The following is a 21,916-nucleotide window of genomic DNA, read 5'->3' as shown; positions in this document are numbered from 1 at the left end:
ATCCCGCCGAGTGGATGTGGCCCGAACCAGAACTGGAAGACCATCGTGACTGAGACGCTCAACGACTCCCCGGCTGCCGACGACACCACGGTGGACTGGCGGGTGTGCGCGCCCGTCGAGCTGAGCAACATCCTCGAGGCGGCCAGCGAGGCGTTCTACGAGCACGGCTTCCACGGCACCTCGGTCCGTGACATCGCCAGCCGGGTCGGCGTCACGGTGCCCGCCCTCTACTACCACCACGAGAACAAGGAAGCGATCCTCGTCGCCGCCCTCGAGGCCGCGATCCACGACCTGCTTCCGCGCAGCGAGGCCGCGATCGCCGACGCCGACGGCGACCACGTCCAGGAGCTGGCCAACCTGGTCCGGTGCATCGCGCTGCACGTCGCGGTCCGGGCGAAGCTGGCCTCCCTCGACAGCGAGTACCGCTACCTCAGCCCGGCGGCGCGTGAGCCCTACGCGGAGGTGCGCAAGCAGAACGAGCTCCTGATGCGGGGCGTGGTCGTCCGCGGCCAGGAATCGGGCGCCTTCGTGGTCGAGCAGCCCGCCGAGGCCGTCCGGGGCATCCTCGGCATGCTGCAGGCGATCAGCCGGTGGTTCGACCCGGCCGGGAGCCTCACTCCCGAGGCGATCGCGGACAGCTACGTGGCGCTCTGCCTGGCGATGGTGGGCGTCGAGCCGGCTCGGGCCGAGGCTGTCGCGCACGCCGGTTGATCGGTCCCTAGACCTTCGCCGGTCGCCCATTTCGTATACATTCTCGCGCCCTCCGCCGTTCTTGGCGGAGGGCGCGAGCGCATTCCGAGATACATAGGCACTCGATCGTGTACCAAATCGGTTTTGAACGATCGCTAAGTAGATGCTTGACTTCGGCACTTAGCGAATGTTCAATAGGGTCTCGGTCACACCGCAGGTGAGCCACGTCACATATCGAAGGGATGCACCATGTATCGCAGAATCGTTCCGGCCATCGTCGCCGGCGCCGCCCTCACGCTGAGCGCCTGTGGGTCCTCGGACGGCGGCAGCTCCGCGACCGACGCCAACGGCGTCAAGACCGGTGCCGGCGTGACCGACACGCAGATCAACGTCGGCCTCCTGACCGACTACTCCGGCCCCCTCGCCGAGGGCGCGACCTCCGGCTCGCTCGGTGCCGAGCTCAAGTTCGACGAGGTCAACGCCGCGGGCGGCGTCTGCGGTCGCAAGATCGTGGCCGTCAAGGAGGACACCAAGTACGACCCGCTCCAGACCGTCCAGGCGTACCGGGCGATCTCCAAGAAGGTCGTCATGATCAGCGAGCTGCTCGGTACCGGCAGCGTCGAGGCGATCAAGACGCAGATCGAGCGGGACGCGATCCCGGCCCTCGCCATCTCGATGAACACCGCGACCCTGGAGAAGAAGGGCGTCTACGTCCCGCTCCCGGTCTTCGAGGTCGAGCTGATGAACGGTCTCGCGTGGGCGGCCGAGCAGGCCAAGGCCAGCGACTCCAACCCGATCAAGGTCGGCGTCGTGACCGGTGCCGACGACTACGGCAAGGACTACCTCGACGCCGTCGAGCACGCCGCCGAGGCGCTTCCGGGTGTCGAGATCGTCGCCAAGCCGACCTTCGCCTACACCGACAAGGACTTCACCGCCCAGGTCTCCGAGCTGAAGGACAAGGGCGCCGAGTACGTCCTGCTCGGTACGGCCCCGCAGCAGACCGCCGGCCTCGTCGGCACGTCGGCGCAGCTCGGCTACGAGCCGACCTGGGTCGCCAGCTCCGGTGCCTGGTACGTCGCCCTCGCCACGCCGCTCAAGGGTCTGCTCGACAAGTTCTACGTCTCGGCCGGCTACGGCACCGAGGTCGACAAGGTCAAGGGCGTCGAGGACCTCAACGCCGCGATCGCGAAGTACTCGCCGGACTCCAAGCCGACCAACTTCATGATCGCCGGGTGGCTCTTCGGTATCGCCACCGTCGACGCGCTCGAGGCCGCCTGCGACAGCAAGGACCTGACCCGCGAGGGCATCACCGCCGCCCTCAAGGACCTGAAGATCAGCTACGACGGCCTGGCCGGCGACGCTGACCTCAAGGACGGCGACACCATCGCGAGCTACAGCTCGCGGATGAACACCGTCGGCGCCGACGGCTCGCTCCAGCCGGTGAACGACTTCGTGGCCACCGAGGCCGCGAAGTCCTGGGACCAGAACAACTGACCCACGCCTCCCACGGGTGGGGCGGGCGCCCCGGCGCCTGCCCCACCCTCGGCAGTTAGTGAGAGACACCAATGACGCTGTTCCTGCAACTCGGCTTCCAGGGCATCGCCCTGGGCATGGTCTACGCCCTGATCGCCCTGGGGTTCGTGATCATGACCAAGGGGTCCGGCACCTTCAACTTCGCCCACGGTGAGTTCGTCGCCCTGGGCGCGTACGTCGTGATCGCGCTGATGCCCCACATGCCTTACGGCTTCGCGTTCCTCGGCAGCATCATCGTCACCGTCGCGGTCGCGGTCTTCGTCCAAGCGGTGCTGCTGCGGCGCCTGGTCGGACGCTCCCCGGCGGTGATCGTGCTGGCCACGCTGGGCGTCTCGATCATGCTGCACCCGGTCATCCTGATGGTCTGGGGGGTCGGGGCTCGGGGAACCGCCGGTCCGGTCGGTTCGCAGACCGTCAGCATCGGTGACGTCGTCCTCCCGGTCAGCGCCATCGCCACGATCGCCACGTCGCTGGTCGTGATGGGTGCCCTGGTCCTCTTCTTCAACAAGACGTCCTACGGCCTCGGCCTGCGCGCGACCGCCAGCCACCTCGAGGCGGCCACGGCCCAGGGCATCAACGTGCGCCGGATGTTCGCGCTCTCCTGGGCGCTGGCTGCCGTGCTCGCCGTGGTGGCAGCCGTCTTCCTGGCGTCCTTCCCGCGGGTGGTCGAGCCGACGATCAGCACGATCGCGCTGGCGGCGATCCCCGCCGTCGTCATCGGCGGCATGGACTCGCTCCTGGGCGCGGTCGTCGGCGGTCTCACCGTCGGCCTGATCCAGGTGCTGGGCGCCGGCTACCTCACCGACTTCGGCGGAGGAAACCTGCACGAGGTGCTGCCGTACGTCCTCATGTTCGTCGTGCTGATCGTGCGCCCCTACGGGCTCTTCGGCCACCGCAGCATCGAAAGGGTCTGACTCATGACCGTCACTACGTCCGCGCTCTCCGAGGACACCCAGCCGGCCGCGATCGCCACGTCGACCGTGGTGCGGTCCCGACGGACCAAGGCGCTCGGCATCGCCGTCTTCCTGCTCGGCATGATCGCCGTCCCGTGGGTGGTCACCGAGGACAAGTGGATGAGCATCGCCGTCTTCACGTTGATCTTCGCGATCGGCACCCTCGGCATCCAGGTGCTGATGGGCTACGCGGGTCAGGTCTCCCTCGGCAACGCCGCCTTCATGGCGATCGGTGCCTACGGAGCCATCTGGCTCAACGACGACCTCGGGCTGCCGTTCTGGCTCTGGCTGCCGGGATCGGCACTGATCGCCGGCCTCGCCGGTGCGATCATCGCCCCGACCGCCGTCCGGATCCGGGGTCTCTACCTGGCCGTGGCCACGATCGCTCTGGTCTTCATCACCAACTACATCTGGGACTACTGGGAGAGCTTCACCGGTGGCACCAACGGGCGCGCCGCCGCAGCCGTCGAGATCGGCGGCCAGAACCTGCTCGACGGGATCTGGTCGGGCAACACCGAGATCCTCACCATGTTCCAGGCGTGGTGGTACTTCGTCCTGGTCATCCTGCTGATCGTGATGGTGCTGACCTGGAACATCCGTCGCTCGCGCCTGGGTCGCGCCTTCATGGCGGTCCGTGACCGCGATGTCGCTGCCGGCGTCGCCGGTATCCCGGTAACGGCCACCAAGGTCACCGCCTTCGCGATCTCGTCGGCCTTCGCCGGTCTGTGCGGTGCGCTCCTGACCTCGTTCATCGGGTTCGCCTCGGCGACCCAGTGGGGTCTGATGCTCTCGGTCGACTTCCTCGCGATGGCCGTGATCGGCGGCCTCGGCACGATCTCCGGTGCGCTCCTCGGGGCGCTGTTCGTCAAGGCGATGCCCGAGTTCGTGAACTGGCTCGCCACCTTCATCCCGTTCATCTCCCAGGACGCCAAGGTCGGGGGCGGGGTGACCGCGCCGCTGCTCAGCCAGTTCGTCTACGGCCTGGCGATCGTGCTCGTGCTGATCTTCGAACCGCTCGGCATCCGCGCGATGCTGCTGCGGCCGTTCAACGCCCTGCGGGCACGGAAGGAAAGGGGTGCGGAATGAACGCCACCAGCACTGCCGACGCGCTCCAGGTCACGGACCTGAGCGTGCAGTACGGCGCCGCGCACGCGGCGATCGACGGGATCTCGATCACCGTCCCGGCGGGCCAGATCGTCAGCCTGCTCGGCCCGAACGGGGCCGGGAAGTCCACCATGATGCGCGCCATCTCGGGCCTGCTGCCCCTGCACGGCGGCGCCGTCACCCGCGGCACGGTCGCGCTCCTCGGTGCGGACGTCACGACCGCGGACCCGGCCAGCCGGGTCAAGCGGGGCCTGGCTCAGGCACTCGAGGGTCGCCACGTCTTCCCCGAGCTCACCGTGGCGGAGAACCTCGCGGCGGGCGGCTACACCCGGCGCTACCGCAAGGCCGAGGCTGCCGCGGCCCGGGAGCGGGTGCTCACCTTCTTCCCCCGTCTCGGTGATCTGATGGGACGCACCGCGGGTTACCTGTCCGGTGGGGAGCAGCAGATGCTCGCCATCGGCCGGGCGATGATGTCCCAGCCCTCGGTGCTGCTCCTGGACGAGCCCAGCCTCGGCCTGGCGCCGAAGATCGTCGAATCGGTCCGGGACGTGATCGTCGCCATCAACCAGAGCGGCACGTCGGTCCTCCTGGTCGAGCAGAACGCGGCGATGGCGCTGTCGATCGCGTCGTACGGCTATGTCGTCGAGGGTGGTCGCGTGATCAAGGAGGGGCCGGCTGAGGTCCTCCGTGCCGACGACGAGATCGCTGCCCTCTACCTGGGTGGCGCTGCCACCGCGAACGGAGCGTGACATGAGTTCTGAGAAGACCCCCCTGCTCGAGGTGACCGACCTCTCGCTCAGCTTCGCCGGCGTCAAGGCGCTCTCGGACGTGACCTTCTCCGTCAACGAGGGCGAGCTGTTCTCGGTGATCGGACCGAACGGCGCCGGCAAGTCGTCGCTGTTCAACTGCATCTCCGGCGTCTACCGGAACCAGGCCGGCACGGTGACCTTCGCCGGTGAGACCATCACCGGACTCAAGCCGCACCGGATCGCTCGCAAGGGCATCGCCCGCACGTTCCAGAACGTCGAGGTGTTCCCGGCGATGACGGTGCGGGAGAACCTGCTGCTCTCGCGGCACAACTTCATGAAGTCGGGCTTCCTGGCGAACATGGTCCGGCTCGGGCCGTCCGTTCGTGAGGAGCGCCGGGCCGAGGCCGCGGTGCTGCCCTTCGCCGAGATGCTGCGGATCGGCCACCTGCTCGACATCCCCGTCGGTGCGCTGCCGCACGGCACCCAGAAGCGGATCGAGCTGGCGCGGGCCCTGGCCATGGAGCCGCGCCTGATCATGCTCGACGAGCCGGTCGCCGGCATGAACCACGACGAGACCGCCGAGATGACCGAGGCGATCACGTCGGTGAACCAGGAGCTCGGCATCGCCATCCTGCTGGTCGAGCACGACATGGCGATGGTGATGAGCATCTCGGAGCGGGTCTGCGTGCTCGACTTCGGACAACGGATCGCGCTCGGCATCCCCGCCGACGTCGCCCAGGACCCGGCGGTGGTCAACGCTTACCTCGGTGGTGCGCTGACCTGATCCCCACCGCCCGGACACAGCGGAAGGCCGCACCGATCAACGAGGATCGGTGCGGCCTTCCGTCGTCGGGGCGCCGGATCAGACGCCGGCCGGCACGACCTGGTGGTTGAGCTGGAGGCCGGGCCGTGCCCAGTCGAAGCGGAGCAGCTTGCCGGTGCTCGAGGCGGTGACGTACGCCGTCCGCAGGTCCTCGCCACCGAAGCAGATGTTGGTGATGCCGGGGTCGCCGTCGGTGTCGATCTGGAGGAACTCCACGGTCTCGCCCTCAGGGGAGATCACCACGATCCCGGGGTTCGCCAGCGAGGCGACGCAGATGTTGCCGTTGGCCTCGACGGCGAGGGAGTCGAAGTTGCGGAAGTCGCCCGAACCCCACAGGTAGTTCGCGCCACCGGAGCCGGCGATGGTGCGCCCGCCGACGATCTGGCCGGGGCCGGTCACGTCCCACCACCACACCCGGGCCGACCAGGTCTCGCTGACGTAGAGCTTGGTGCCGTCGGGGGAGAGGCCGATCCCGTTGGGGCAGTTCATGTCGTGGGCGACCAGCGTGATGCCGGAGCCGTCGGCCTGGGCGTAGAAGATCCGGCCCTTGTCCTGGGTGACGCCGTCGCTCTTGCCGTGGTCGGTGAAGTAGAAGCCGCCGTGGGCGTCGAAGACGATGTCGTTCGGGCCGCGCAGGTCGGCACCGTCGCACTGGGTGTAGAGCACCTCGACCTCGCCGGTCTCCAGGTCGACGGCCTGGATCGAGCCGCTGACGTAGTCCTCGGGGATGCCGCCGGCGAACACGTACGGGCCGAACTCGAAGGCGTACATGCCGCCGCAGTTGGCGATGTAGGCACGACCGTCGGGGCCGATCGCGGCGCCGTTCGGGCCGCCGCCGACCTCGGCCACCACGGTGCGGGTGCCGTCGGGGGAGACCCGGGTCAGGGTGCCGCGGTGGATCTCGACGACGAGCACGTCGCCGTTGGGGAGGGCGACCGGGCCCTCGGGGAACTGCAGTCCGGTCGTGACGACGTCGAACGTCATGAGTGTTTCTCCTGAGTGGTGGGTGGAACGAAATCGGGGGTCAGGCGGGACCGAAGCGGTCCCGGAGGACGTTCTTCTGGATCTTCCCGCTGACGGTCTGGGGCAGGGCGTCGAGGAAGACGACCTGGCGTGGCTGCTTGAAGGACGCGATCCGGTCGGTGCAGCGCGCGATCACGTCCTCGGCGGTGAGCGAGGCCCCGGGCCGGCGCACGACGAAGGCCGTGACGACCTCGCCCCACTTCTCGTCGGGCACGCCGATGACGGCGGCCTGGAGCACGCCCGGGTGGGTGTAGATCGCGCCCTCGACCTCGCTGGAGTACACGTTCTCGCCGCCGGTGATGATCATGTCCTTGGCCCGGTCGACCAGGTAGAGGAAGCCCTCCTCGTCCTGCCGTGCCAGGTCGCCGGTGTGGAACCAGCCGCCGGCGAACGCCTGCTCGGTGGCGGCGGGGTTGTTCAGGTACCCCGTGAACACCTGGTCGCCCTGGACGACCAGCTCGCCGACCTCGCCGAGCGGGCAGTCGTGGCCGTCGGGGTCGACGACGCGGACGTCGACGAGCGCCATCGGCTTGCCGACCGCGTCGAGCAGGTGCTCCTCGCCGCGGGCCGCCCGCTGGTGCGCAGCCTTGTCGAGCGTGATCATGTTGCCGCCGAGCTCGGTCATCCCCATGCCGGCGTACACGACGTCCCCGAACCGCTCGATCGTCCGGCGCAGCACGTCGGGCGGGATCTTCGAGGCGCCGTACCCCATCCACTCCAGGCTGGAGAGGTCGTAGTCGTCGATCCGAGGATGGGCCAGCAGCATCTGCATCATGGTCGGCGCGAAACCGCCGCTGGTGACGCGGTGCTCGTCGACCAGACGCATCCAGCGCTCGGGGTCCCATCCCGACATCAGCACCACCGAGCCGCCGTGGAACAGGTGCATCGGCGTCAGGTAGCCGGCGACGTGGCACAGCGGCATCGCGTTGAGGAAGCAGGTCTCCGGTGTCGGTTCGTAGGCCATGACCGACTGCACCAGCGCGGTGGTGAGGTTGCGGTGACTGAGCATCGCACCCTTCGGACGGCCGGTCGTCCCGCTGGTGTAGAGCAGCCAGGCGGTGGCGTCCTCGGTCACGGGGGCGGGGCGCTCCAGCGAGCTGGCCGCAGCGAGGAGGGCCTCGTAGCCGAGTGCGCCGGCGGGCACGTCCTCGCCGAGGACGACGACGTGCTCGACGCTGGACAGCTCGCTCCGCAGGTCCTGGACCGCCTCGAGGTACGCCGGCTCGACGATGAGGACGCGGGCCTCGGCGTCGTTGAGGATCCAGGTCCACTCGGCAGGGTGGAGCCGGTAGTTGAGCAGGGTCAGTGCCATCCCGGCGGCGGGGACACCGAAGTAGCACTCGACGTACTCGAGGTTGTTCTCCGACAGGATGGCGACCCGGTCGCCGGGGGAGGCGAGGCCGCCGAGCGCGTTGGCCAGGCGGGTCGCGCGGTCGTGCAGCTCGCCGTAGGTGCGACGACCCGCCCGGTCGGGAAGGAGGAGTGCCGTCCGATCCGGTCGCCGGCGGGCGTGGCGCCGCAGCAGATCGCCGTACAGCATCCCAACCTCCCCTTGATTGTGTGCAATCTTAAACCGGCGAGGGAGGTGTCACAAGAGAACGGCCCGGAGCCTTCGTTCGAGAGGTCGGCAGATTGTATGTAATCAGTCGTCGAGGCCGAGCGAGCGGATGGTCAGCAGATTGACCGCCGCGAGCGCCGCCTCGTCGGCGGGGCCCTCGCCGGCGACGCAGCGCAGGTAGAGGGTGCGATCGAGCATCGCCCCCAGGGCCTGGGCCGCGATCTCAGGGTCGACGTCGCGGGGGACCTCGCCGCCGTCCTGCCAGCGTCGGATCGAGGAGGCCATCCGGTCGTACGTCGTCCGGCGGTGGCCCACGCGGAGCTCGGCGAACTCGGGGTCGATGGCGGCGACCTGCTCGACGATCGCCATCAGGCCAGCGTTGCGGCGGTAGCGCTCCCAGTAGGTGCGGTTGGCCCGTTCGAGTCGTTCGCGGGGCGTGCTCGCCGCGGGGGCGTCCGGCTCCGGGGCGAACATCTCCTCGAAGAGTCGCGAGGCGACGGCCGAGAAGATCTCCTCCTTGGAGGAGAAGTGCGTGTAGAAGCTCCCGTAGGCGACCTTCGCGGCCCGGGTGATCTCCGCGACCCGGGCGTCGACGAAGCCGCGCTCCTCGAAGACCGTGCGTGCTCCGACGATCAGCCGTTCGCGGGTGGCGCGACCACGGCTGCTGGCGGGAAGCGGAGTCGGCTCGGACACGGCGGCGAGCGTAGCAGTCAGGCTTGCTCGGAATTGATTGACATGACTATCATGTCAAGTACCGAATCGAAGATCGAAAGGACGTCGACCATGAGCGACTTCGCAGTCAAGGGCATCAACCACCTCGCCCTCGTGTGTTCCGACATGGAGCGGACCGTGGACTTCTACTCCAACGTCCTGGGCTTCCCGCTGGTGAAGACCGTGGAGCTGCCCGGCGGGATGGGTCAGCACTTCTTCTTCGACCTGGGTGGCGACAACCACCTCGCCTTCTTCTGGTTCCCCGACGCCCCGCCGGCCGCGCCCGGTATCGCGATGGCCGCCGGCATGCCCGGTGGGGGAGACCTGACCAGTGCTGTCGGCTCGATGAACCACGTGGCGTTCACGATCCCGCTGGACAAGTTCGAGGAGTATCGCGACCGGTTGATCGAGCGCGGTGTCACGGTCGGCAAGATCCTCAACCACGACGACAGTGAGTCGACGGTCGCGACCGAGATGCACCCCGGCGTCTTCGTCCGCTCGCTCTACTTCCAGGACCCCGACGGCATCCTGCTCGAGTTCGCTTGCTACACCAAGGAGCTCACCGCGGCCGACGTCCGGCACGCACCGGCGAGCGCGCTCTCGGCGACGGTCTGAGAGTCGGCCCCCGCGGGCCGGGTGCGTGCTACTGTCGCACCCGGCAGGATTGCATACAAAGTGGAGGATCGGTCCGATGATCGTCGTGGAAGCCCGGATGCGGGTCCGGCCCGGTGTCGAGGGTGACTACGCCGCCGCCGTACGCGAGCTGATCGCCGCGACGCGGACCGAGCCCGACCACGTCTCCTACACCTGCGCCCGCGACCTGCTCGACGACACCCAGTTCGTCTTCGTCGAGCACTGGGCCGACCTGGACGCCTTCGGTCGCCATCTCGCCACCGAGCACTACGTGTCCTTCAAGGCCGTCACCGGTGACTGGGTGGCCGAGCGGGACGTCCGCTTCCACGAGGTCACCTCGACCACCCAGCGCTGAGCACTCCTCCGCGCCGTACCCCCAGCTCCCCACCGGAAGGAAACACCATGCCCCGCCTGCGCCAGGTCCCTCGCTCCGAGGTCGATTCCGACGTCGTCCTGACGATGTACACCAAGCTCTTCGGCGACCGCGACCCCGTCACGGAGCCGGGCACCGCCACGGGCACCCCGGGCGACTGGTGGACCGTGTTCGCGCTCGCGCCCGACATCTTCAAGCACGCCGTCGACGGCTTCGGCATCTACCGCAGCAGCGCGCGCACGATCGACCCGGTGCTGCGCGAGCTCGGCCAGACCCGCGCCGGCTACCTCGGCGGCTCGCAGTTCGTCTTCTCCCAGCACTGCAAGTCGCTGCGCACCCTCGGGGTCAGCGACGAGAAGATCGCGAACATCAACGCGTGGGGCATCTCGGACCTCTACTCGCCCGAGGAGCGCGCGATCCTCTTCTACACCGACTGCCTGATCTCGGGCTTCGGTCGCGTCGACGAGCCGACGTTCGCGAAGATGAAGGAGTTCTTCACCGACGAGCAGATCTTCGAGTACACCTACATCATCGCGCTGTACGGCATGCACGCCGTGATCACGCGGGCCCTCCGGATGGAGTACGACGACCGCGAGGAGCCCGTCGTCGAGATCGCCGCTCCCGAGGGGTTCAAGGGGATGGACCTCGGCTCGTCCATCAGCCTGGACGACTGATGCACGGCACCCCCACGGCCGCCGAGCTGGTCGAGGCGGTCCGGGAGTTCCTCGAGGGCGAGGTCCTGCCCGGCCTGGAGGGCAGCACGTCCTACCAGGCCCGGGTCGCGATCAACACCTTGAAGATCGTGCAACGCGAGCTCGAGACGGGTGGCGCCGACGTCGCCGCCCACCAGGCCCGACTGGCCGAGCTCGGCTACGCCGACGACGCCGAGCTGTCCGCCGCGATCCGACGCGGCGACGAGGACGGCCGCTACGACCAGGTGAAGGCGGCGATCGCGCAGAGCGTGAGCGCCAAGCTCCAGGTCGCCAACCCCCGCTACCTCCAGGAGAGCAGATGAGCTTCCAGGTCCCCGACCACGTCCGACCGCTGCGCGACGCCGTCCACCGCTTCATCACCGAGCGGGTCGAGCCCAGCGAGCCGGTGCTGCGCGCCGGCGGTCCCGAGGGTGAGGCGCTGCTCGCCGAGCTCCAGGCCGAGGCGAAGGCGCAGGGCTTGTGGGCGCTGGGCCACCCGAAGGAGATCGGCGGTGGTGGCCTCCCGTTCCTCGACTACGTCTACGTCAACGAGATCCAGGGGCGCAGCGAGTACGGCCAGCTCGCCCTGGGGACGTGGACGCTGCAGGACTCGATCATGCTCAACAAGTACGCCAGCCCGATGTGGCGCGACGCGTACCTGGCGCCGATGGTGGCGGGGGAGGTCTCGCCGAGCTTCGCGATGACCGAGCCCGACGTGGCCGGCTCCGACCCGACGCAGCTGCAGACCACCGCGGTGCTCGACGGCGACGAGTGGGTGATCAACGGTCACAAGTGGTTCACCACCGGGGCCGCCGGGGCGGCGTACACGACGGTGATGTGCCGGACCGAGCCCGACGCCGCGCCGCACGCGGCGTTCAGCATGATCATCGTGCCGACCGACACCCCCGGCTACGAGATCGTCCGCGACACCCCGCTGCTCGGCCTGCACGGCAGCGGTCACGGCGGGCACGCCGAGGTGCGCTACGACAACGTCCGGGTGCCCGCGCAGAACCTGCTCGGCGAGCGCGGCCAGGGCTTCGTCATCGCCCAGGAGCGCCTCGGACCGGGGCGGATCTTCCACGCGATGCGGTGGCTCGGTCAGGCCCAGCGGGCCTTCGACCTGATGTGCACCCGGCTCAACGAGCGGGTCGCCTTCGGGGAGCCGCTGGCCAACAAGCAGCTGATGCAGAAGCACGTCTTCGACTCCTACACCGAGATCCAGGCCAGCCGTCTGCTCACCCTGGCCGCGGCCCAGCAGATCGACCAGGGCGACCAGGCCCGCGTCGAGATCGGTGCGATCAAGGTGTACGGCGCCCAGATGCTGCACAACGTGATCGACCGTGCCATCCAGGTCTACGGCGCTGCCGGCGTCACCGAGGACACCCCGCTCAGCGTGATGTACCGCAACGCCCGCTTCGCCCGGCTCTACGACGGTGCCGACGAGGTGCACATCCAGTCCGTCGGCCGCCGGATCCTCGGCGAGTACCGCCGCGGCGGCAACTGGGAGTTCGGCCTCCGCTGATCCCCTGCGGCTCCTCCTACGGGAGGAGCTGCAGGAGCTCCCACTCGTTCTCGGCGACGCGCCGGCCGATGCTGGCCAGCTCGACGGAGCGGTTGACGCCGGAGCGGTGACGCTCGGACTGGTGGATGCAGAGCACCGCCCACTTGAGCGTGCCGAGCACCTGCCACCACGCGAGCGCGTCGCGGTCGACGGTGGTGCCGCTCTCGGCCTCGTAGGCCGCGACCAGGTCGTCGACGGTGCCGAAGCCGCCGACGGTCGGCTCCTCGCCGAAGCGCCAGGCGCGGATGCAGAGCCAGCCCAGGTCCTCCAGCGGGTCACCGAGGTGGGCCAGCTCCCAGTCGAGGACGGCGCGGATGCCCTCGGGTCCGACGATGAAGTTGCCGTTGCGGAAGTCGCCGTGCACGACCCGCGGCTCGACGGCGGCGGGCCGGTGCGCCTCGAGCCAGCGGAAGGCGAGCTCCAGCGCCGGGTGCGCGTGGCCGTAGCCGTCGAACTGGTCGCGCAGCGTGTCGAGCTCGTCGCGCGCGGCCAGACCGGGCACCGCGGAGGCGGGGATCGTGTGGATCCGGGCCAGGGCGACGCCGCACTGGGCCGCCAGCAGTCCGCGGGCCTCGGCGTAGGCCGGGTCGCGCAGGATCCTGCGCGGGATGGTCTCGCCCTCGACGAAGCTCATCACGACGAACGGGACACCGAGGATGCCCTGCTCGTCGCCGGAGAGGATCACCTCGGGGGAAGCCACCCCGGCTGCAGAGGCGGCCACCATCAGCGCGGTCTCGCGACCCATCGCCTCGGCCTCCACGCCACCGGGGGCGTCCATCCGCAGGATCAGCGGCCGACGCTCGGTCGCGTCCCCGACCAGCTCGAAGGACCAGGTGTGCCGGGAGGCACCGGCCGGGATCCGGCGCAGCGCCTCGATCCGCAGCGACGGGTCGCCGACCCGCTCCGCCAGGGGTTCACGCAGCTTCTCCGCCAGGACGTCGGCGGTGGCGGGCGGCGGTGCGGTGGTGGCCACGAAGGAGCTCCTGGGATGTCGGTGAGCCGGACGGTTCGTGTCGAATTGTATGCAATATGTCAGACTGGTGCTACCGCGCCCCACGAAATCGCGTCGGCACCGAGCCTGGTCGGAGGAGAGTCAGCAGTGAACATCATCGAGGTCGGACCCCGAGACGGTCTGCAGAACGAAGCAGTGCTGGTCTCCACCGAGGACAAGATCGAGCTCATCGAGCGCAGCATCGCCGCCGGGGTGCGCCGGATCGAGGCGACCAGCTTCGTCCACCCCGGCCGGGTCCCGCAGATGGCCGACGCCGAAGCGGTGATGGCCGGCGTTCCGCGCCGCGACGACGTCTCCTACAGCGGCCTGGTGCTCAACCGGCGCGGCTTCGAGCGGGCCGTCGTGGCCGGGGTCGACGAGGTCAACATCGTCGTCGTCGCGACCGAGACCTTCAGCCAGCGCAACCAGGGCATGTCCGTGGCCGACGGTGTCCGCGGCGTCGAGGACCTGGCGGCCGAGGCGCGGGCCGCCTCGGTGAGGTTCTCCGTCACGATCGCCGCCGCGTTCGGCTGCCCGTTCGAGGGTGAGGTGCCGGAGGAGCGCGTGGTCGACATCGCCCGACGCGTCGCCGGTGCGGGCGTGGACGAGATCGCGCTCGCGGACACGATCGGGGTCGGCGTACCGGCTCAGGTGTCCCGCCTGGTGGCCGGGATCGGGGCGGTCGCGCCGGGCGTCGACCTCCGGTGCCACTTCCACAACACGCGCAACACCGGCTACGCCAACGCCGTCGCCGCGTACGACGCCGGGGTCCGTGCCCTCGACGCCTCGACCGGTGGCATCGGCGGGTGCCCGTTCGCCCCGGACGCGACCGGCAACATCGCGACCGAGGACCTGATCTACCTGCTCGAGCGGTCCGGCATCGCCACCGGGGTCGACCTGGGGACCGTGATGGACACCGCCCGCTGGATCGAGGGTGTGCTGGGGTCGACCGTGCCCGGTCAGCTGGCGAAGGCCGGCGGCTTCCCGGTGCCGGTCAGCTGACGGTGGGGAAGAGCGCCTCGACGCCCGAGCCCGACTCGTCGATGTGCGCGATCAGGACGTCGCGGCCCATCAGCACGTGCTCCGACATCAGTGTCGCGGCGCGCTGGGCGTTCCCCGACACGATGGCGTCGCGGATCATCTGGTGGAAGACGTGGGACCGCTCGGTCTGAGCGCGGTCGAACTGTCGGAAGGACTGGAAGACGAGCGGGACGTCGACCGTCCGGGCGTGCAACCGGCGCAGTCGGTCGTGGTGGGCCGCGTCGAGGATCGCGTCGTGGATGGTCCGGTTGGCGGCGTCGATGGCCCGGATCCGGTCGATCTCCTCGTCGAAGTCGGCCGCGAGCGCGTCGGCGAAGGCGAGGATGCCGGCGTCGAGCCGGGCCAGCTCGTCGGGCTCGATCCGCTCGGCGGCCAGCTCCGCGCCGTACGACTCCAGGCGGGCTCGGAGGCCGTAGAGGTCGCCGACCTCCTCGAGCGAGACGTCGCGGACGACCGCGCCGCGGTTGGGGACGGACTCGACCAGGCCCTCGGCCTCGAGTCGGCGCAGCGCCTCGCGCACCGGCGTCCGGGAGAGGGAGAACTCCTCGCCGATCCGCTGCTCGATCAACCGCTGACCGGGGGCGTAGCGGCCCTCGACGATCGCGCTGCGGATCTGATCGTAGGCGGTCTGGCTGTTGCCCTGGTGCGTGGCCACGTCGTCGAGCCGTCCCTTCCGTGGTGAGAACTAGATTGTGTGCATGGTAGTCACTCTGGTCCCACGGTGACGGGAAGCGCCGGACTATATACGCGTCAGATCTCGTTTCGGACCTAGACCGAACCTGCAGATTGTGTACAATCTGGCCATGTCTACCTCCTCCGGGCCACTCGCCGGCATCCGCGTCCTCGAACTGGGCAGCTTCATCGCCGGACCGTTCGCCGGCCAGCTCCTCGGTGACTACGGCGCCGAGATCCTCAAGGTCGAGACGGTCGGCTCCGGTGACCCGATGCGCACCTGGGGGATCAACGTCGAGGGTGAGAGCCTGTGGTGGCCCTCGATCGCGCGGAACAAGCAGTCCCTCGCCCTCGACCTGCGCCAGGACGAGGGACGCGCCGTCATCCGGCGCCTCGTCGCCGAGGTCGACGTCGTCCTGGAGAACTTCCGGCCGGGCACCCTGGAGAAGTGGGGCCTGGACTACGCCGCGCTGTCGGCGATCAACCCCCGCCTGGTGATGGTGCACGTCTCCGGCTTCGGTCAGACCGGCCCGCGGTCCAGCGACGCCGGCTTCGGCAGCATCGGTGAGGCGATGGGCGGGATCCGGCACACCACCGGCAACCCGGAGCTGCCGCCGACCCGGGCCGGGATCAGCCTGGGTGACTCCCTCGCGGCGCTGTTCGCCGTGATCGGCACCCTGGCCGCGCTCACCGAGCGCGCCACCAGCGGCCGGGGCCAGGAGGTCGACGTCGCGATCTACGAGGCCGTCGCGGCCCTGATGGAGTCCACCATGGCCGACCACGTCCTCGGCGGGGTCACGCGCGGGCGCACCGGATCGGTGCTGCCCGGGGTCGCGCCGTCCAACGTCTACCCGACCTCCGACGGGGCCGAGGTGCTGATCGCGGCCAACGCGGACAACGTCTTCGGGCGGCTCTGCGTGGCGATGGGACGGGCCGAGCTGGTCGACGACCCGCGCTACCAGGCGCACGCCTCGCGCGGGGAGAACATGGTCGAGCTCGACGGGATCATCAGCGACTGGACCCGCACGCTGACCGGCGACGAGCTGATCGCGGCGATGGAGAAGGCCGGCGTTCCGGCGGGTCGGATCTACACCGCCCCCGACATGGTCGCCGACCCGCACTACGCCGCGCGCGAGATGGTGCTCAGCCTGACCAACCGGATCGGGCTCGAGGTCCCCGCGACCGGCATCGTGCCGAAGTTCTCCCGCACCAAGCCGGCCACGCCGGTCCCCGGGCCGACGCTCGGCGGTCACACCCGCGACGTCCTGACCCGTCTCGCCGGGATTGACGACGCCGCCTGGGAGCGGCTCAGCTCCGACGGAGTCGTGTTCCAGGCTGACTAGATCGCGGCGAGGCCGCCGTCGACCACCAGCGTCGTGCCGGTGACGTAGGACGAGGCGGGGCTGGCCAGGAAGAGCAGTGCTGCGTCGAGCTCGGACTGCTCGCCGAAACGGCCGAGCAGGCTGTGGGTGGCGACCATGTCGCGCAGCTTGTCCTCGCCGTTCTCGCCGCCGGTGGTCATCTCGCTGGCGAAGTAGCCGGGGCAGAGCGCGTTGACCCGGATGCCCTTGCGGCCCGACCACTGCTGGGCGAGGTCGCGGGTGAGGCCGACGACGCCGGACTTGCTCGCCGAGTACGACGCCTGCGGGAACCGTGACCCGACCAGACCATGGACGCTGGCGACGTTGACGATCGACGACCCGGGCTGCATCACCCGGGCGCACGCCTGGGCCATCCAGAAGGTGCCGTTGAGGTTGACGTCGACGACGGCACGGAAGTTCTCGGGCACCTCGCGGGTGGCGGGCACGGAGCCGCCCAGGCCGGCGTTGTTGATCAGCACGTCGACCTGGCCGAACGCCTCGACGGCCGCCTCGACGAGCGCCTGGCACGAGGCCGGGTCGGTGACGTCGGTCTCGCGGACCACGACCTCGGCCCCGCTCGCGCGCAGCTCCTCGGCCACGGCACTGAGTCGATCGATGCGCCGGGCGCCGAGGACGAGGCGTGCGCCGACCTCGGCGGCGGCGCGGGCGAACCCGACTCCGAGGCCGGAGCTGGCGCCAGTGATGACGATGACGCGGTCGTCGAGCCGGAAGCTGCTCAGCAAGGTGGACACGGTGTTCCTTTCGGGTTGCGCACAGGCGCGGATCAGCATACCTTAGCGAGCGCTAAGTAGGGCCGCAATCGGATCAGCGGTCGAACCAGGAGGAACCCATGCGTGAAGCAGTGATCGTCGATGTCGTCCGAACCGCCTCCGGGCGCGGCAAGGCCGGAGGCGCCCTGTCCGAGGTCCATCCGGTCGAGCTCCTCGCGACGGTGCTGAAGGCCCTCGCCGAGCGCAACGACCTCGACCCCGCCCTCGTCGACGACGTGATCACGGGCTGCGTCATGCAGGTGGGGGAGCAGGCGGTCAACATCGGCCGCCAGGGCGTCCTCGCCGCCGGGTGGCCCGAGTCGGTTCCGGCCACCAGCGTCGACCGGCAGTGCGGCTCCAGCCAGCAGGCCGTTCACTTCGCCGCGCAGGGCGTGATGGCGGGTGTCTACGACATCGTCATCGCCGCCGGTGTGGAGTCGATGAGCCGGGTCCCGATGGGGTCGTCGACGATGGGTCAGGACGCGCACGGTCCCTCGATCGCCGCTCGCTACCCCGAGGGCCTGGTCAACCAGGGCGTCTGCGCCGAGCTCATCTCCGACAAGTGGGGCTTCGACCGTGAGGCGCTCGACGCCTACTCGGCCCGCTCGCACCAGCTCGCCGCCGCGACCGCCGCCGCAGGCGGGTTCGACCACGAGATCGTCCCCGTCACCACCCCCGACGGCACCGTGGTCACCGCCGACGAGACCATCCGCGCCACCACCACCGCCGAGGGTCTCGGCGGCCTGCGGGTCGCCTTCGCGACCGAGGAGATGACGGCCCGGTACCCCGGCCACGAGTGGCGGATCACGCCCGGCAACTCCTCCCCGCTCACCGACGGCGCGTCGGCCGCCCTGATCATGGCCGCCGAGACCGCCGAGAAGCTCGGGCTGAAGCCGCGAGCCCGGTTCGCCGGCTTCTCCGTCGCCGGTGACGACCCGCGCCTGATGCTGACCGCGCCGATCCCGGCCACCGAGAAGGTGCTGGCCAAGGCGGGCCTGACGATCGACGACATCGACGCCTACGAGGTCAACGAGGCCTTCGCCCCCGTCCCGCTGGCCTGGCTGGCCGAGGTCGGCGGCGACCTCGAGAAGCTCAACCCGCGCGGCGGTGCGATCGCCCTGGGCCACCCCCTCGGCGGATCCGGCACCCGCATCCTCGCGACCCTGCTCAACCACCTCGAGGCCACCGGTGGTCGCTACGGCCTGCAGACCATGTGCGAGGCCGGCGGCCTGGCCAACGCCACGATCATCGAGCGTCTCTGATGGGGCACGGACTCTGGGACCCGCGCCCGCTCTTCACCGAGGACCACGAGGCCTTCCGCGGCAGTGTGCGCTCGTTCCTCACGCGCACTGTGGTCGACCAGATCGAGACCTGGGACGACGCCGGCATCGTCCCCCGCGAGCCGTGGCTCGCGGCCGGCGAGCAGGGCTACCTCGGCATCAACGCTCCCTCCCACCTCGGTGGCGGGGAAGCCCTGCATGACTTCGGCTTCCGGGTCGCGATGATCGAGGAGTTCGCCAAGGCCGGGGCCACCTCGTTCGCGGCCGGGATCGCGGTGCACTCCGACATCGTCGTGCCGTACGTCGTCGACCTGGCCACCCCCGAGCAGGCCCAGCGCTGGGTGCCGGGGATGTGCACCGGCGAGATCATCGGCGCGATCGCGATGACCGAGCCCGGCACCGGGTCGGACCTCCAGGGCATCCGCACCACCGCCACCCGCACCGAGGACGGCTGGGTCCTCAACGGTGCCAAGACGTTCATCAGCAACGGGATCAACGCCGACATCGTCATCGTGGTCGCCCGCACCGACCCGGACCCGGCCGCCGGGTCCAAGGCGTTCAGCCTGTTCGTCGTCGAGCGCGGCATGCCCGGCTTCGGTCGCGGCCGCAACCTGGACAAGATCGGGCTCAAGGGGCAGGACACCGCCGAGCTGGTGCTCGACAGCGTCCACGTCGGGCCCGACCACCTGCTCGGCGAGGTCGGTGCCGGTCTCGGTTACCTGATGAGCCACCTGCCGCTCGAGCGCGCCCAGATCGCCGTGGCGGCCTGCGCCGGCGCACGGGCCGCGCTGACCTGGACGATCGACTACGTCCAGGAGCGCGAGGCGTTCGGCAGGCCGCTCTCGGCGTTGCAGAACACCCAGTTCGCGATCGCCGAGATGGTCACCGAGCTCGAGGTCACCCAGGCGTACGTCGACGAGGCGGTGCTCCGCTTCAACCGCGACGAGCTCAGCGCGGTCGACGCCGCCAAGGCGAAGTGGTGGGCGACCGAGATGCACAAGCGGCTCGTGGACCGGTGCCTCCAGCTCTTCGGTGGCTACGGCTACATGACCGAGTACCCGATCGCCCGCGCCTACGCCGACACCCGGGTGACGACGATCTACGGCGGAGCCACCGAGGTGATGAAGCACATCATCGCCCGCGACGTCCTGGAGCGGACCCGATGAACGATCTCGTCCGTCCCGTCGAGCTCGGCGCGCTCCTGGCCGACGTGCTCGGCGACGATGCGTGGCGTTCGGTGCAGCCGACGCTGATCGCCGGCGGCAAGTCCAACCTGACCTACCTGCTCACCAGTGCTGCCGGCGATCTGGTGCTGCGTCGCCCTCCGTCGGGGGAGCTGCTGGCCAGCGCGCACGACATGGGCCGCGAGGCCCGGGTGCAGCGTGCCCTGGCGGGCTCCGCGGTCCCGGTCGCGGCGATCCGGTACGTGGACACCACGGGTGATCTGCTCGGCGTGCCGTTCTACGTGATGGAGAAGGTCGAGGGCCTGATCCTGCGCGACGAGCTCCCGGCGGGCTACGCGAATGACCGGGCCGACCGGGTCGCGATGTCCGACGCCCTCGTCGACACGCTCGCCGACCTGCACGCGGTCGACCCGGGCCTGATCGGCCTGGGCGACTACGGACGGCCGCTCGGGTTCCTGGAGCGCCAGGTCCGGCGCTGGCGAGGGCAGTGGGAGGCCTCGAAGACGCACGACCTCGACGACCTCGACCGGCTCGGCGCCTGGCTGACCGACTCGATCCCTGCTCAGCAGGACGCCGCGATCGTGCACGGTGACTACCGGCTCGACAACTGCCTGATGGACACCACCGCGCCCGACCGGGTGGCGGCCGTGCTCGACTGGGAGCTCTCCACCCTCGGCGACCCGCTCGCCGACCTGGGGATGCTGCTCTTCTACTGGCGCGAGCCGCACGAGCCGGCGCCCGCCCTGACGCCCGCGTTGACCCGGCTGCCCGGCTTCCCCGGCCGCGACCACCTGGTCCAGCGGTACGCGGCGACCTCGGGACGCTCGGTCGACGACCTCGCCTTCTACGTGGCGTTCGCCCACTTCAAGTTCGCCATCATCGCCCAGGGGATCGCCGCCCGGGTCGCGGCCGGCTCGATGGCCGGCCAGGACTTCGGTGACCTCCAGGGCGAGGTCGGACGCATCATCTCCGACGGCCTCGCCGCCCGCACCCAGTAAGGAACGACATGGACTTCGCACTCTCCCCGTTGGCCTCCGACACCGTCTCGAAGATGTGGGACTTCATGCGCGAGGAGGTCTTCCCGGCCGAGGCCGAGTGGGCCGCCTACCTCGCCGAGCACGGCGACCACGCCACCCCCGAGGTGCTCGGCCGGCTCAAGGAGTCGGCGCAGCGGCGGGGACTGTGGAACCTCTTCCTGCCGTCGCTCTCGGGGATGACCAACCTCGAGTACGCCGCCGTGGCGGAGGTGTCGGGCTGGTCGCCGGTGATCGCCCCCGAGGCGATCAACTGCCAGGCGCCCGACACCGGCAACATGGAGACGCTGCACCTGTTCGGCACCGACGAGCAGAAGCAGCGCTGGCTCGAGCCGCTCCTCGCCGGACAGATCCGGTCGGCGTTCGTGATGACCGAGCCGGCCGTCGCCTCCTCCGACGCCACCAACATCACTACCGAGATCGTCCGTGACGGCGACGAGTACGTGATCAACGGGACCAAGTGGTGGATCACCGGGGTCGCCGACGAGCGCTGCGAGATCTTCATCGTGATGGGCAAGACCGACCTCGACGCCGAGCCGCACCGGCAGCAGTCCATGGTGCTGGTGCCGCGCGACACCCCCGGCGTCACGATCGTGCGCAGCCTGCCGATCTTCGGCTACCAGGACCAGCACGGCCACTGCGAGATCCGGTTCGACAACGTCCGCGTCCCGGTCGAGAACCTGCTCGCCGGTGAGGGCGACGGCTTCAAGATCTCCCAGGCCCGGCTCGGGCCCGGTCGCATCCACCACGCGATGCGCGCCATCGGGATGGCCGAGCGCGCGTTGGCCCTGATGGTCGAGCGCGCCAGGTCGCGGGTCGCGTTCGGCAAGCCGCTGGCCGAGCAGGGCGTGGTGCAGGAGCTGATCGCGCAGTCGCGGATCGACATCGACCAGACCCGGCTGATGGTCTACAAGACCGCCTGGCTGATCGACCAGGTCGGCGCCAAGGGCGCCCGCACCGAGATCGCCGCGATCAAGGTCGCCGCACCCGCGATGGCCACCGCCGTCATCGACCGCGCGATCGAGGTCTTCGGGGCCGCCGGGGTCAGCAACGACACCCCGTTGGCCTACTTCTACGCCTGGGCCCGCGTCCTGCGGATCGTCGACGGTCCGGACGCGGTCCACCGCCGCACGATCGCCCGCGAGGAGCTCAAGCGGGAGCGCCCCTACACTGGCTGACC

The 21,916-nt window shown here is 69.8% G+C and carries 23 protein-coding genes; 17 read left to right on the top strand and 6 right to left on the bottom strand.

Annotated features, from left to right (window positions below):
* The first annotated feature begins 45 nt into the window (after nucleotides 1–45).
* The 6 genes from ACZ5J1_RS11075 to ACZ5J1_RS11050 all read left to right on the top strand — a co-directional run bounded on the left by ACZ5J1_RS11075 (nucleotide 46) and on the right by ACZ5J1_RS11050 (nucleotide 5,813).
* The gene (locus ACZ5J1_RS11075) at nucleotides 46–711 is read left to right on the top strand and encodes a TetR/AcrR family transcriptional regulator (RefSeq protein WP_464558700.1); all 666 of its coding nucleotides are present in this window, start codon (nucleotides 46–48) and stop codon (nucleotides 709–711) included.
* A gap of 228 nt (nucleotides 712–939) precedes the next feature.
* The gene (locus ACZ5J1_RS11070; RefSeq protein ID WP_464558698.1) at nucleotides 940–2,184 is read left to right on the top strand and encodes an ABC transporter substrate-binding protein; all 1,245 of its coding nucleotides are present in this window, start codon (nucleotides 940–942) and stop codon (nucleotides 2,182–2,184) included.
* A 71-nt stretch (nucleotides 2,185–2,255) separates the two neighbouring features.
* The gene (locus ACZ5J1_RS11065) at nucleotides 2,256–3,137 is read left to right on the top strand and encodes a branched-chain amino acid ABC transporter permease (RefSeq protein WP_464558696.1); all 882 of its coding nucleotides are present in this window, start codon (nucleotides 2,256–2,258) and stop codon (nucleotides 3,135–3,137) included.
* Nucleotides 3,138–3,140: 3 nt separating this feature from the next.
* Nucleotides 3,141–4,262: a branched-chain amino acid ABC transporter permease gene (locus ACZ5J1_RS11060; RefSeq protein ID WP_464558694.1), complete on the top strand. Its 1,122-nt coding sequence runs from the start codon at nucleotides 3,141–3,143 to the stop codon at nucleotides 4,260–4,262.
* Entirely contained in the window at nucleotides 4,259–5,029 is a 771-nt protein-coding gene (locus tag ACZ5J1_RS11055) for an ABC transporter ATP-binding protein (RefSeq protein ID WP_464558692.1), read from the top strand. Before ACZ5J1_RS11060 ends, ACZ5J1_RS11055 begins: the two co-directional genes overlap by 4 nt.
* Before the next feature lies 1 nt (nucleotide 5,030).
* Nucleotides 5,031–5,813 carry an ABC transporter ATP-binding protein gene (locus tag ACZ5J1_RS11050; protein WP_464558690.1) on the top strand — a complete coding sequence of 261 codons (783 nt, stop codon included), beginning with the start codon at nucleotides 5,031–5,033 and terminating at the stop codon, nucleotides 5,811–5,813.
* A gap of 78 nt (nucleotides 5,814–5,891) precedes the next feature.
* On the opposite strand, the gene ACZ5J1_RS11045 is transcribed toward ACZ5J1_RS11050, so the two are convergent.
* From ACZ5J1_RS11045 to ACZ5J1_RS11035, 3 genes are all read right to left on the bottom strand, one after another.
* Entirely contained in the window at nucleotides 5,892–6,836 is a 945-nt protein-coding gene (locus ACZ5J1_RS11045) for an SMP-30/gluconolactonase/LRE family protein (RefSeq protein WP_464558688.1), read from the bottom strand.
* Between the two features lie 40 nt (nucleotides 6,837–6,876).
* Complete coding sequence (locus ACZ5J1_RS11040; RefSeq protein WP_464558686.1) at nucleotides 6,877–8,415, bottom strand: class I adenylate-forming enzyme family protein; 1,539 nt, start codon at nucleotides 8,413–8,415, stop codon at nucleotides 6,877–6,879.
* A gap of 102 nt (nucleotides 8,416–8,517) precedes the next feature.
* Nucleotides 8,518–9,126: a TetR/AcrR family transcriptional regulator gene (locus tag ACZ5J1_RS11035; protein ID WP_464558684.1), complete on the bottom strand. Its 609-nt coding sequence runs from the start codon at nucleotides 9,124–9,126 to the stop codon at nucleotides 8,518–8,520.
* Nucleotides 9,127–9,216: 90 nt separating this feature from the next.
* Between ACZ5J1_RS11035 and ACZ5J1_RS11030 the strand changes: the two genes are divergently transcribed.
* The 5 genes from ACZ5J1_RS11030 (at nucleotide 9,217) to ACZ5J1_RS11010 (ending at nucleotide 12,364) form a co-directional block, all read left to right on the top strand.
* Nucleotides 9,217–9,759 (top strand): VOC family protein, encoded by a 543-nt coding sequence (locus ACZ5J1_RS11030; RefSeq protein WP_464558682.1) that lies wholly within the window; start codon nucleotides 9,217–9,219, stop codon nucleotides 9,757–9,759.
* 76 nt (nucleotides 9,760–9,835) lie between these two features.
* On the top strand, nucleotides 9,836–10,132 hold the full coding sequence (locus ACZ5J1_RS11025) for a putative quinol monooxygenase (RefSeq protein WP_464558679.1): 297 nt from the start codon (nucleotides 9,836–9,838) through the stop codon (nucleotides 10,130–10,132).
* 47 nt (nucleotides 10,133–10,179) lie between these two features.
* The gene (locus ACZ5J1_RS11020) at nucleotides 10,180–10,824 is read left to right on the top strand and encodes a carboxymuconolactone decarboxylase family protein (RefSeq protein ID WP_464558677.1); all 645 of its coding nucleotides are present in this window, start codon (nucleotides 10,180–10,182) and stop codon (nucleotides 10,822–10,824) included.
* Nucleotides 10,824–11,165: a DUF6285 domain-containing protein gene (locus tag ACZ5J1_RS11015; RefSeq protein ID WP_464558675.1), complete on the top strand. Its 342-nt coding sequence runs from the start codon at nucleotides 10,824–10,826 to the stop codon at nucleotides 11,163–11,165. The genes ACZ5J1_RS11020 and ACZ5J1_RS11015 overlap by 1 nt, the downstream gene beginning before the upstream one ends.
* Nucleotides 11,162–12,364 (top strand): acyl-CoA dehydrogenase family protein, encoded by a 1,203-nt coding sequence (locus ACZ5J1_RS11010; protein WP_464558673.1) that lies wholly within the window; start codon nucleotides 11,162–11,164, stop codon nucleotides 12,362–12,364. The genes ACZ5J1_RS11015 and ACZ5J1_RS11010 overlap by 4 nt, the downstream gene beginning before the upstream one ends.
* A 16-nt stretch (nucleotides 12,365–12,380) precedes the next feature.
* On the opposite strand, the gene ACZ5J1_RS11005 is transcribed toward ACZ5J1_RS11010, so the two are convergent.
* On the bottom strand, nucleotides 12,381–13,376 hold the full coding sequence (locus tag ACZ5J1_RS11005) for a phosphotransferase family protein (RefSeq protein ID WP_464558671.1): 996 nt from the start codon (nucleotides 13,374–13,376) through the stop codon (nucleotides 12,381–12,383).
* A 126-nt stretch (nucleotides 13,377–13,502) separates the two neighbouring features.
* On the opposite strand from ACZ5J1_RS11005, the gene ACZ5J1_RS11000 reads away from it, so the two are divergent.
* Nucleotides 13,503–14,396, top strand: a complete 894-nt coding sequence (locus tag ACZ5J1_RS11000) for a hydroxymethylglutaryl-CoA lyase (RefSeq protein ID WP_464558669.1) — start codon at nucleotides 13,503–13,505, stop codon at nucleotides 14,394–14,396.
* Here ACZ5J1_RS11000 and ACZ5J1_RS10995 read toward each other — a convergent pair.
* Nucleotides 14,389–15,090 carry a GntR family transcriptional regulator gene (locus ACZ5J1_RS10995; protein ID WP_464558667.1) on the bottom strand — a complete coding sequence of 234 codons (702 nt, stop codon included), beginning with the start codon at nucleotides 15,088–15,090 and terminating at the stop codon, nucleotides 14,389–14,391. The two genes, ACZ5J1_RS11000 and ACZ5J1_RS10995, sit on opposite strands and share 8 nt — an antisense overlap.
* Nucleotides 15,091–15,238: 148 nt before the next feature.
* Here ACZ5J1_RS10995 and ACZ5J1_RS10990 point away from each other — a divergent pair, with 148 nt between their 5' ends.
* Nucleotides 15,239–16,450, top strand: coding sequence for a CaiB/BaiF CoA transferase family protein (locus ACZ5J1_RS10990; RefSeq protein WP_464558665.1), 1,212 nt, complete (start codon nucleotides 15,239–15,241; stop codon nucleotides 16,448–16,450).
* On the opposite strand, the gene ACZ5J1_RS10985 is transcribed toward ACZ5J1_RS10990, so the two are convergent.
* Complete coding sequence (locus tag ACZ5J1_RS10985; protein ID WP_464558663.1) at nucleotides 16,447–17,220, bottom strand: SDR family NAD(P)-dependent oxidoreductase; 774 nt, start codon at nucleotides 17,218–17,220, stop codon at nucleotides 16,447–16,449. The two genes, ACZ5J1_RS10990 and ACZ5J1_RS10985, sit on opposite strands and share 4 nt — an antisense overlap.
* Nucleotides 17,221–17,318: 98 nt before the next feature.
* On the opposite strand from ACZ5J1_RS10985, the gene ACZ5J1_RS10980 reads away from it, so the two are divergent.
* Genes ACZ5J1_RS10980 through ACZ5J1_RS10965 form a run of 4 tightly spaced genes read left to right on the top strand, consistent with a single transcriptional unit; the run spans nucleotide 17,319 to nucleotide 21,914 of the window.
* Nucleotides 17,319–18,500 (top strand): thiolase family protein, encoded by a 1,182-nt coding sequence (locus ACZ5J1_RS10980; protein WP_464558661.1) that lies wholly within the window; start codon nucleotides 17,319–17,321, stop codon nucleotides 18,498–18,500.
* Nucleotides 18,500–19,684 carry an acyl-CoA dehydrogenase family protein gene (locus ACZ5J1_RS10975; RefSeq protein WP_464558659.1) on the top strand — a complete coding sequence of 395 codons (1,185 nt, stop codon included), beginning with the start codon at nucleotides 18,500–18,502 and terminating at the stop codon, nucleotides 19,682–19,684. Before ACZ5J1_RS10980 ends, ACZ5J1_RS10975 begins: the two co-directional genes overlap by 1 nt.
* A complete protein-coding gene (locus ACZ5J1_RS10970) occupies nucleotides 19,681–20,700 on the top strand; it encodes a phosphotransferase family protein (protein ID WP_464558657.1) in 1,020 nt (339 codons plus the stop codon). Before ACZ5J1_RS10975 ends, ACZ5J1_RS10970 begins: the two co-directional genes overlap by 4 nt.
* A gap of 8 nt (nucleotides 20,701–20,708) precedes the next feature.
* Nucleotides 20,709–21,914 (top strand): acyl-CoA dehydrogenase family protein, encoded by a 1,206-nt coding sequence (locus ACZ5J1_RS10965; RefSeq protein WP_464558655.1) that lies wholly within the window; start codon nucleotides 20,709–20,711, stop codon nucleotides 21,912–21,914.
* Nucleotides 21,915–21,916 lie beyond the last annotated feature (2 nt).

This window comes from Nocardioides sp. JCM 18999 (genome assembly GCF_055391175.1).
The sequence above is the reverse complement of the archived record's forward strand: the minus strand, read 5'-3'. Positions and strand labels throughout refer to the sequence as shown.

Coding starts and splice junctions, on each gene's coding strand:
- ACZ5J1_RS11070 (WP_464558698.1), top strand. CDS start 940: ATGTATCGCAGAATCGTTCCGGCCATCGTCGCCGGCGCCGCCCTCACG.
- ACZ5J1_RS11065 (WP_464558696.1), top strand. CDS start 2,256: ATGACGCTGTTCCTGCAACTCGGCTTCCAGGGCATCGCCCTGGGCATG.
- ACZ5J1_RS11060 (WP_464558694.1), top strand. CDS start 3,141: ATGACCGTCACTACGTCCGCGCTCTCCGAGGACACCCAGCCGGCCGCG.
- ACZ5J1_RS11055 (WP_464558692.1), top strand. CDS start 4,259: ATGAACGCCACCAGCACTGCCGACGCGCTCCAGGTCACGGACCTGAGC.
- ACZ5J1_RS11050 (WP_464558690.1), top strand. CDS start 5,031: ATGAGTTCTGAGAAGACCCCCCTGCTCGAGGTGACCGACCTCTCGCTC.
- ACZ5J1_RS11045 (WP_464558688.1), bottom strand. CDS start 6,836: ATGACGTTCGACGTCGTCACGACCGGACTGCAGTTCCCCGAGGGCCCG.
- ACZ5J1_RS11040 (WP_464558686.1), bottom strand. CDS start 8,415: ATGCTGTACGGCGATCTGCTGCGGCGCCACGCCCGCCGGCGACCGGAT.
- ACZ5J1_RS11030 (WP_464558682.1), top strand. CDS start 9,217: ATGAGCGACTTCGCAGTCAAGGGCATCAACCACCTCGCCCTCGTGTGT.
- ACZ5J1_RS11025 (WP_464558679.1), top strand. CDS start 9,836: ATGATCGTCGTGGAAGCCCGGATGCGGGTCCGGCCCGGTGTCGAGGGT.
- ACZ5J1_RS11020 (WP_464558677.1), top strand. CDS start 10,180: ATGCCCCGCCTGCGCCAGGTCCCTCGCTCCGAGGTCGATTCCGACGTC.
- ACZ5J1_RS11015 (WP_464558675.1), top strand. CDS start 10,824: ATGCACGGCACCCCCACGGCCGCCGAGCTGGTCGAGGCGGTCCGGGAG.
- ACZ5J1_RS11010 (WP_464558673.1), top strand. CDS start 11,162: ATGAGCTTCCAGGTCCCCGACCACGTCCGACCGCTGCGCGACGCCGTC.
- ACZ5J1_RS10990 (WP_464558665.1), top strand. CDS start 15,239: ATGTCTACCTCCTCCGGGCCACTCGCCGGCATCCGCGTCCTCGAACTG.
- ACZ5J1_RS10980 (WP_464558661.1), top strand. CDS start 17,319: ATGCGTGAAGCAGTGATCGTCGATGTCGTCCGAACCGCCTCCGGGCGC.
- ACZ5J1_RS10975 (WP_464558659.1), top strand. CDS start 18,500: ATGGGGCACGGACTCTGGGACCCGCGCCCGCTCTTCACCGAGGACCAC.
- ACZ5J1_RS10970 (WP_464558657.1), top strand. CDS start 19,681: ATGAACGATCTCGTCCGTCCCGTCGAGCTCGGCGCGCTCCTGGCCGAC.
- ACZ5J1_RS10965 (WP_464558655.1), top strand. CDS start 20,709: ATGGACTTCGCACTCTCCCCGTTGGCCTCCGACACCGTCTCGAAGATG.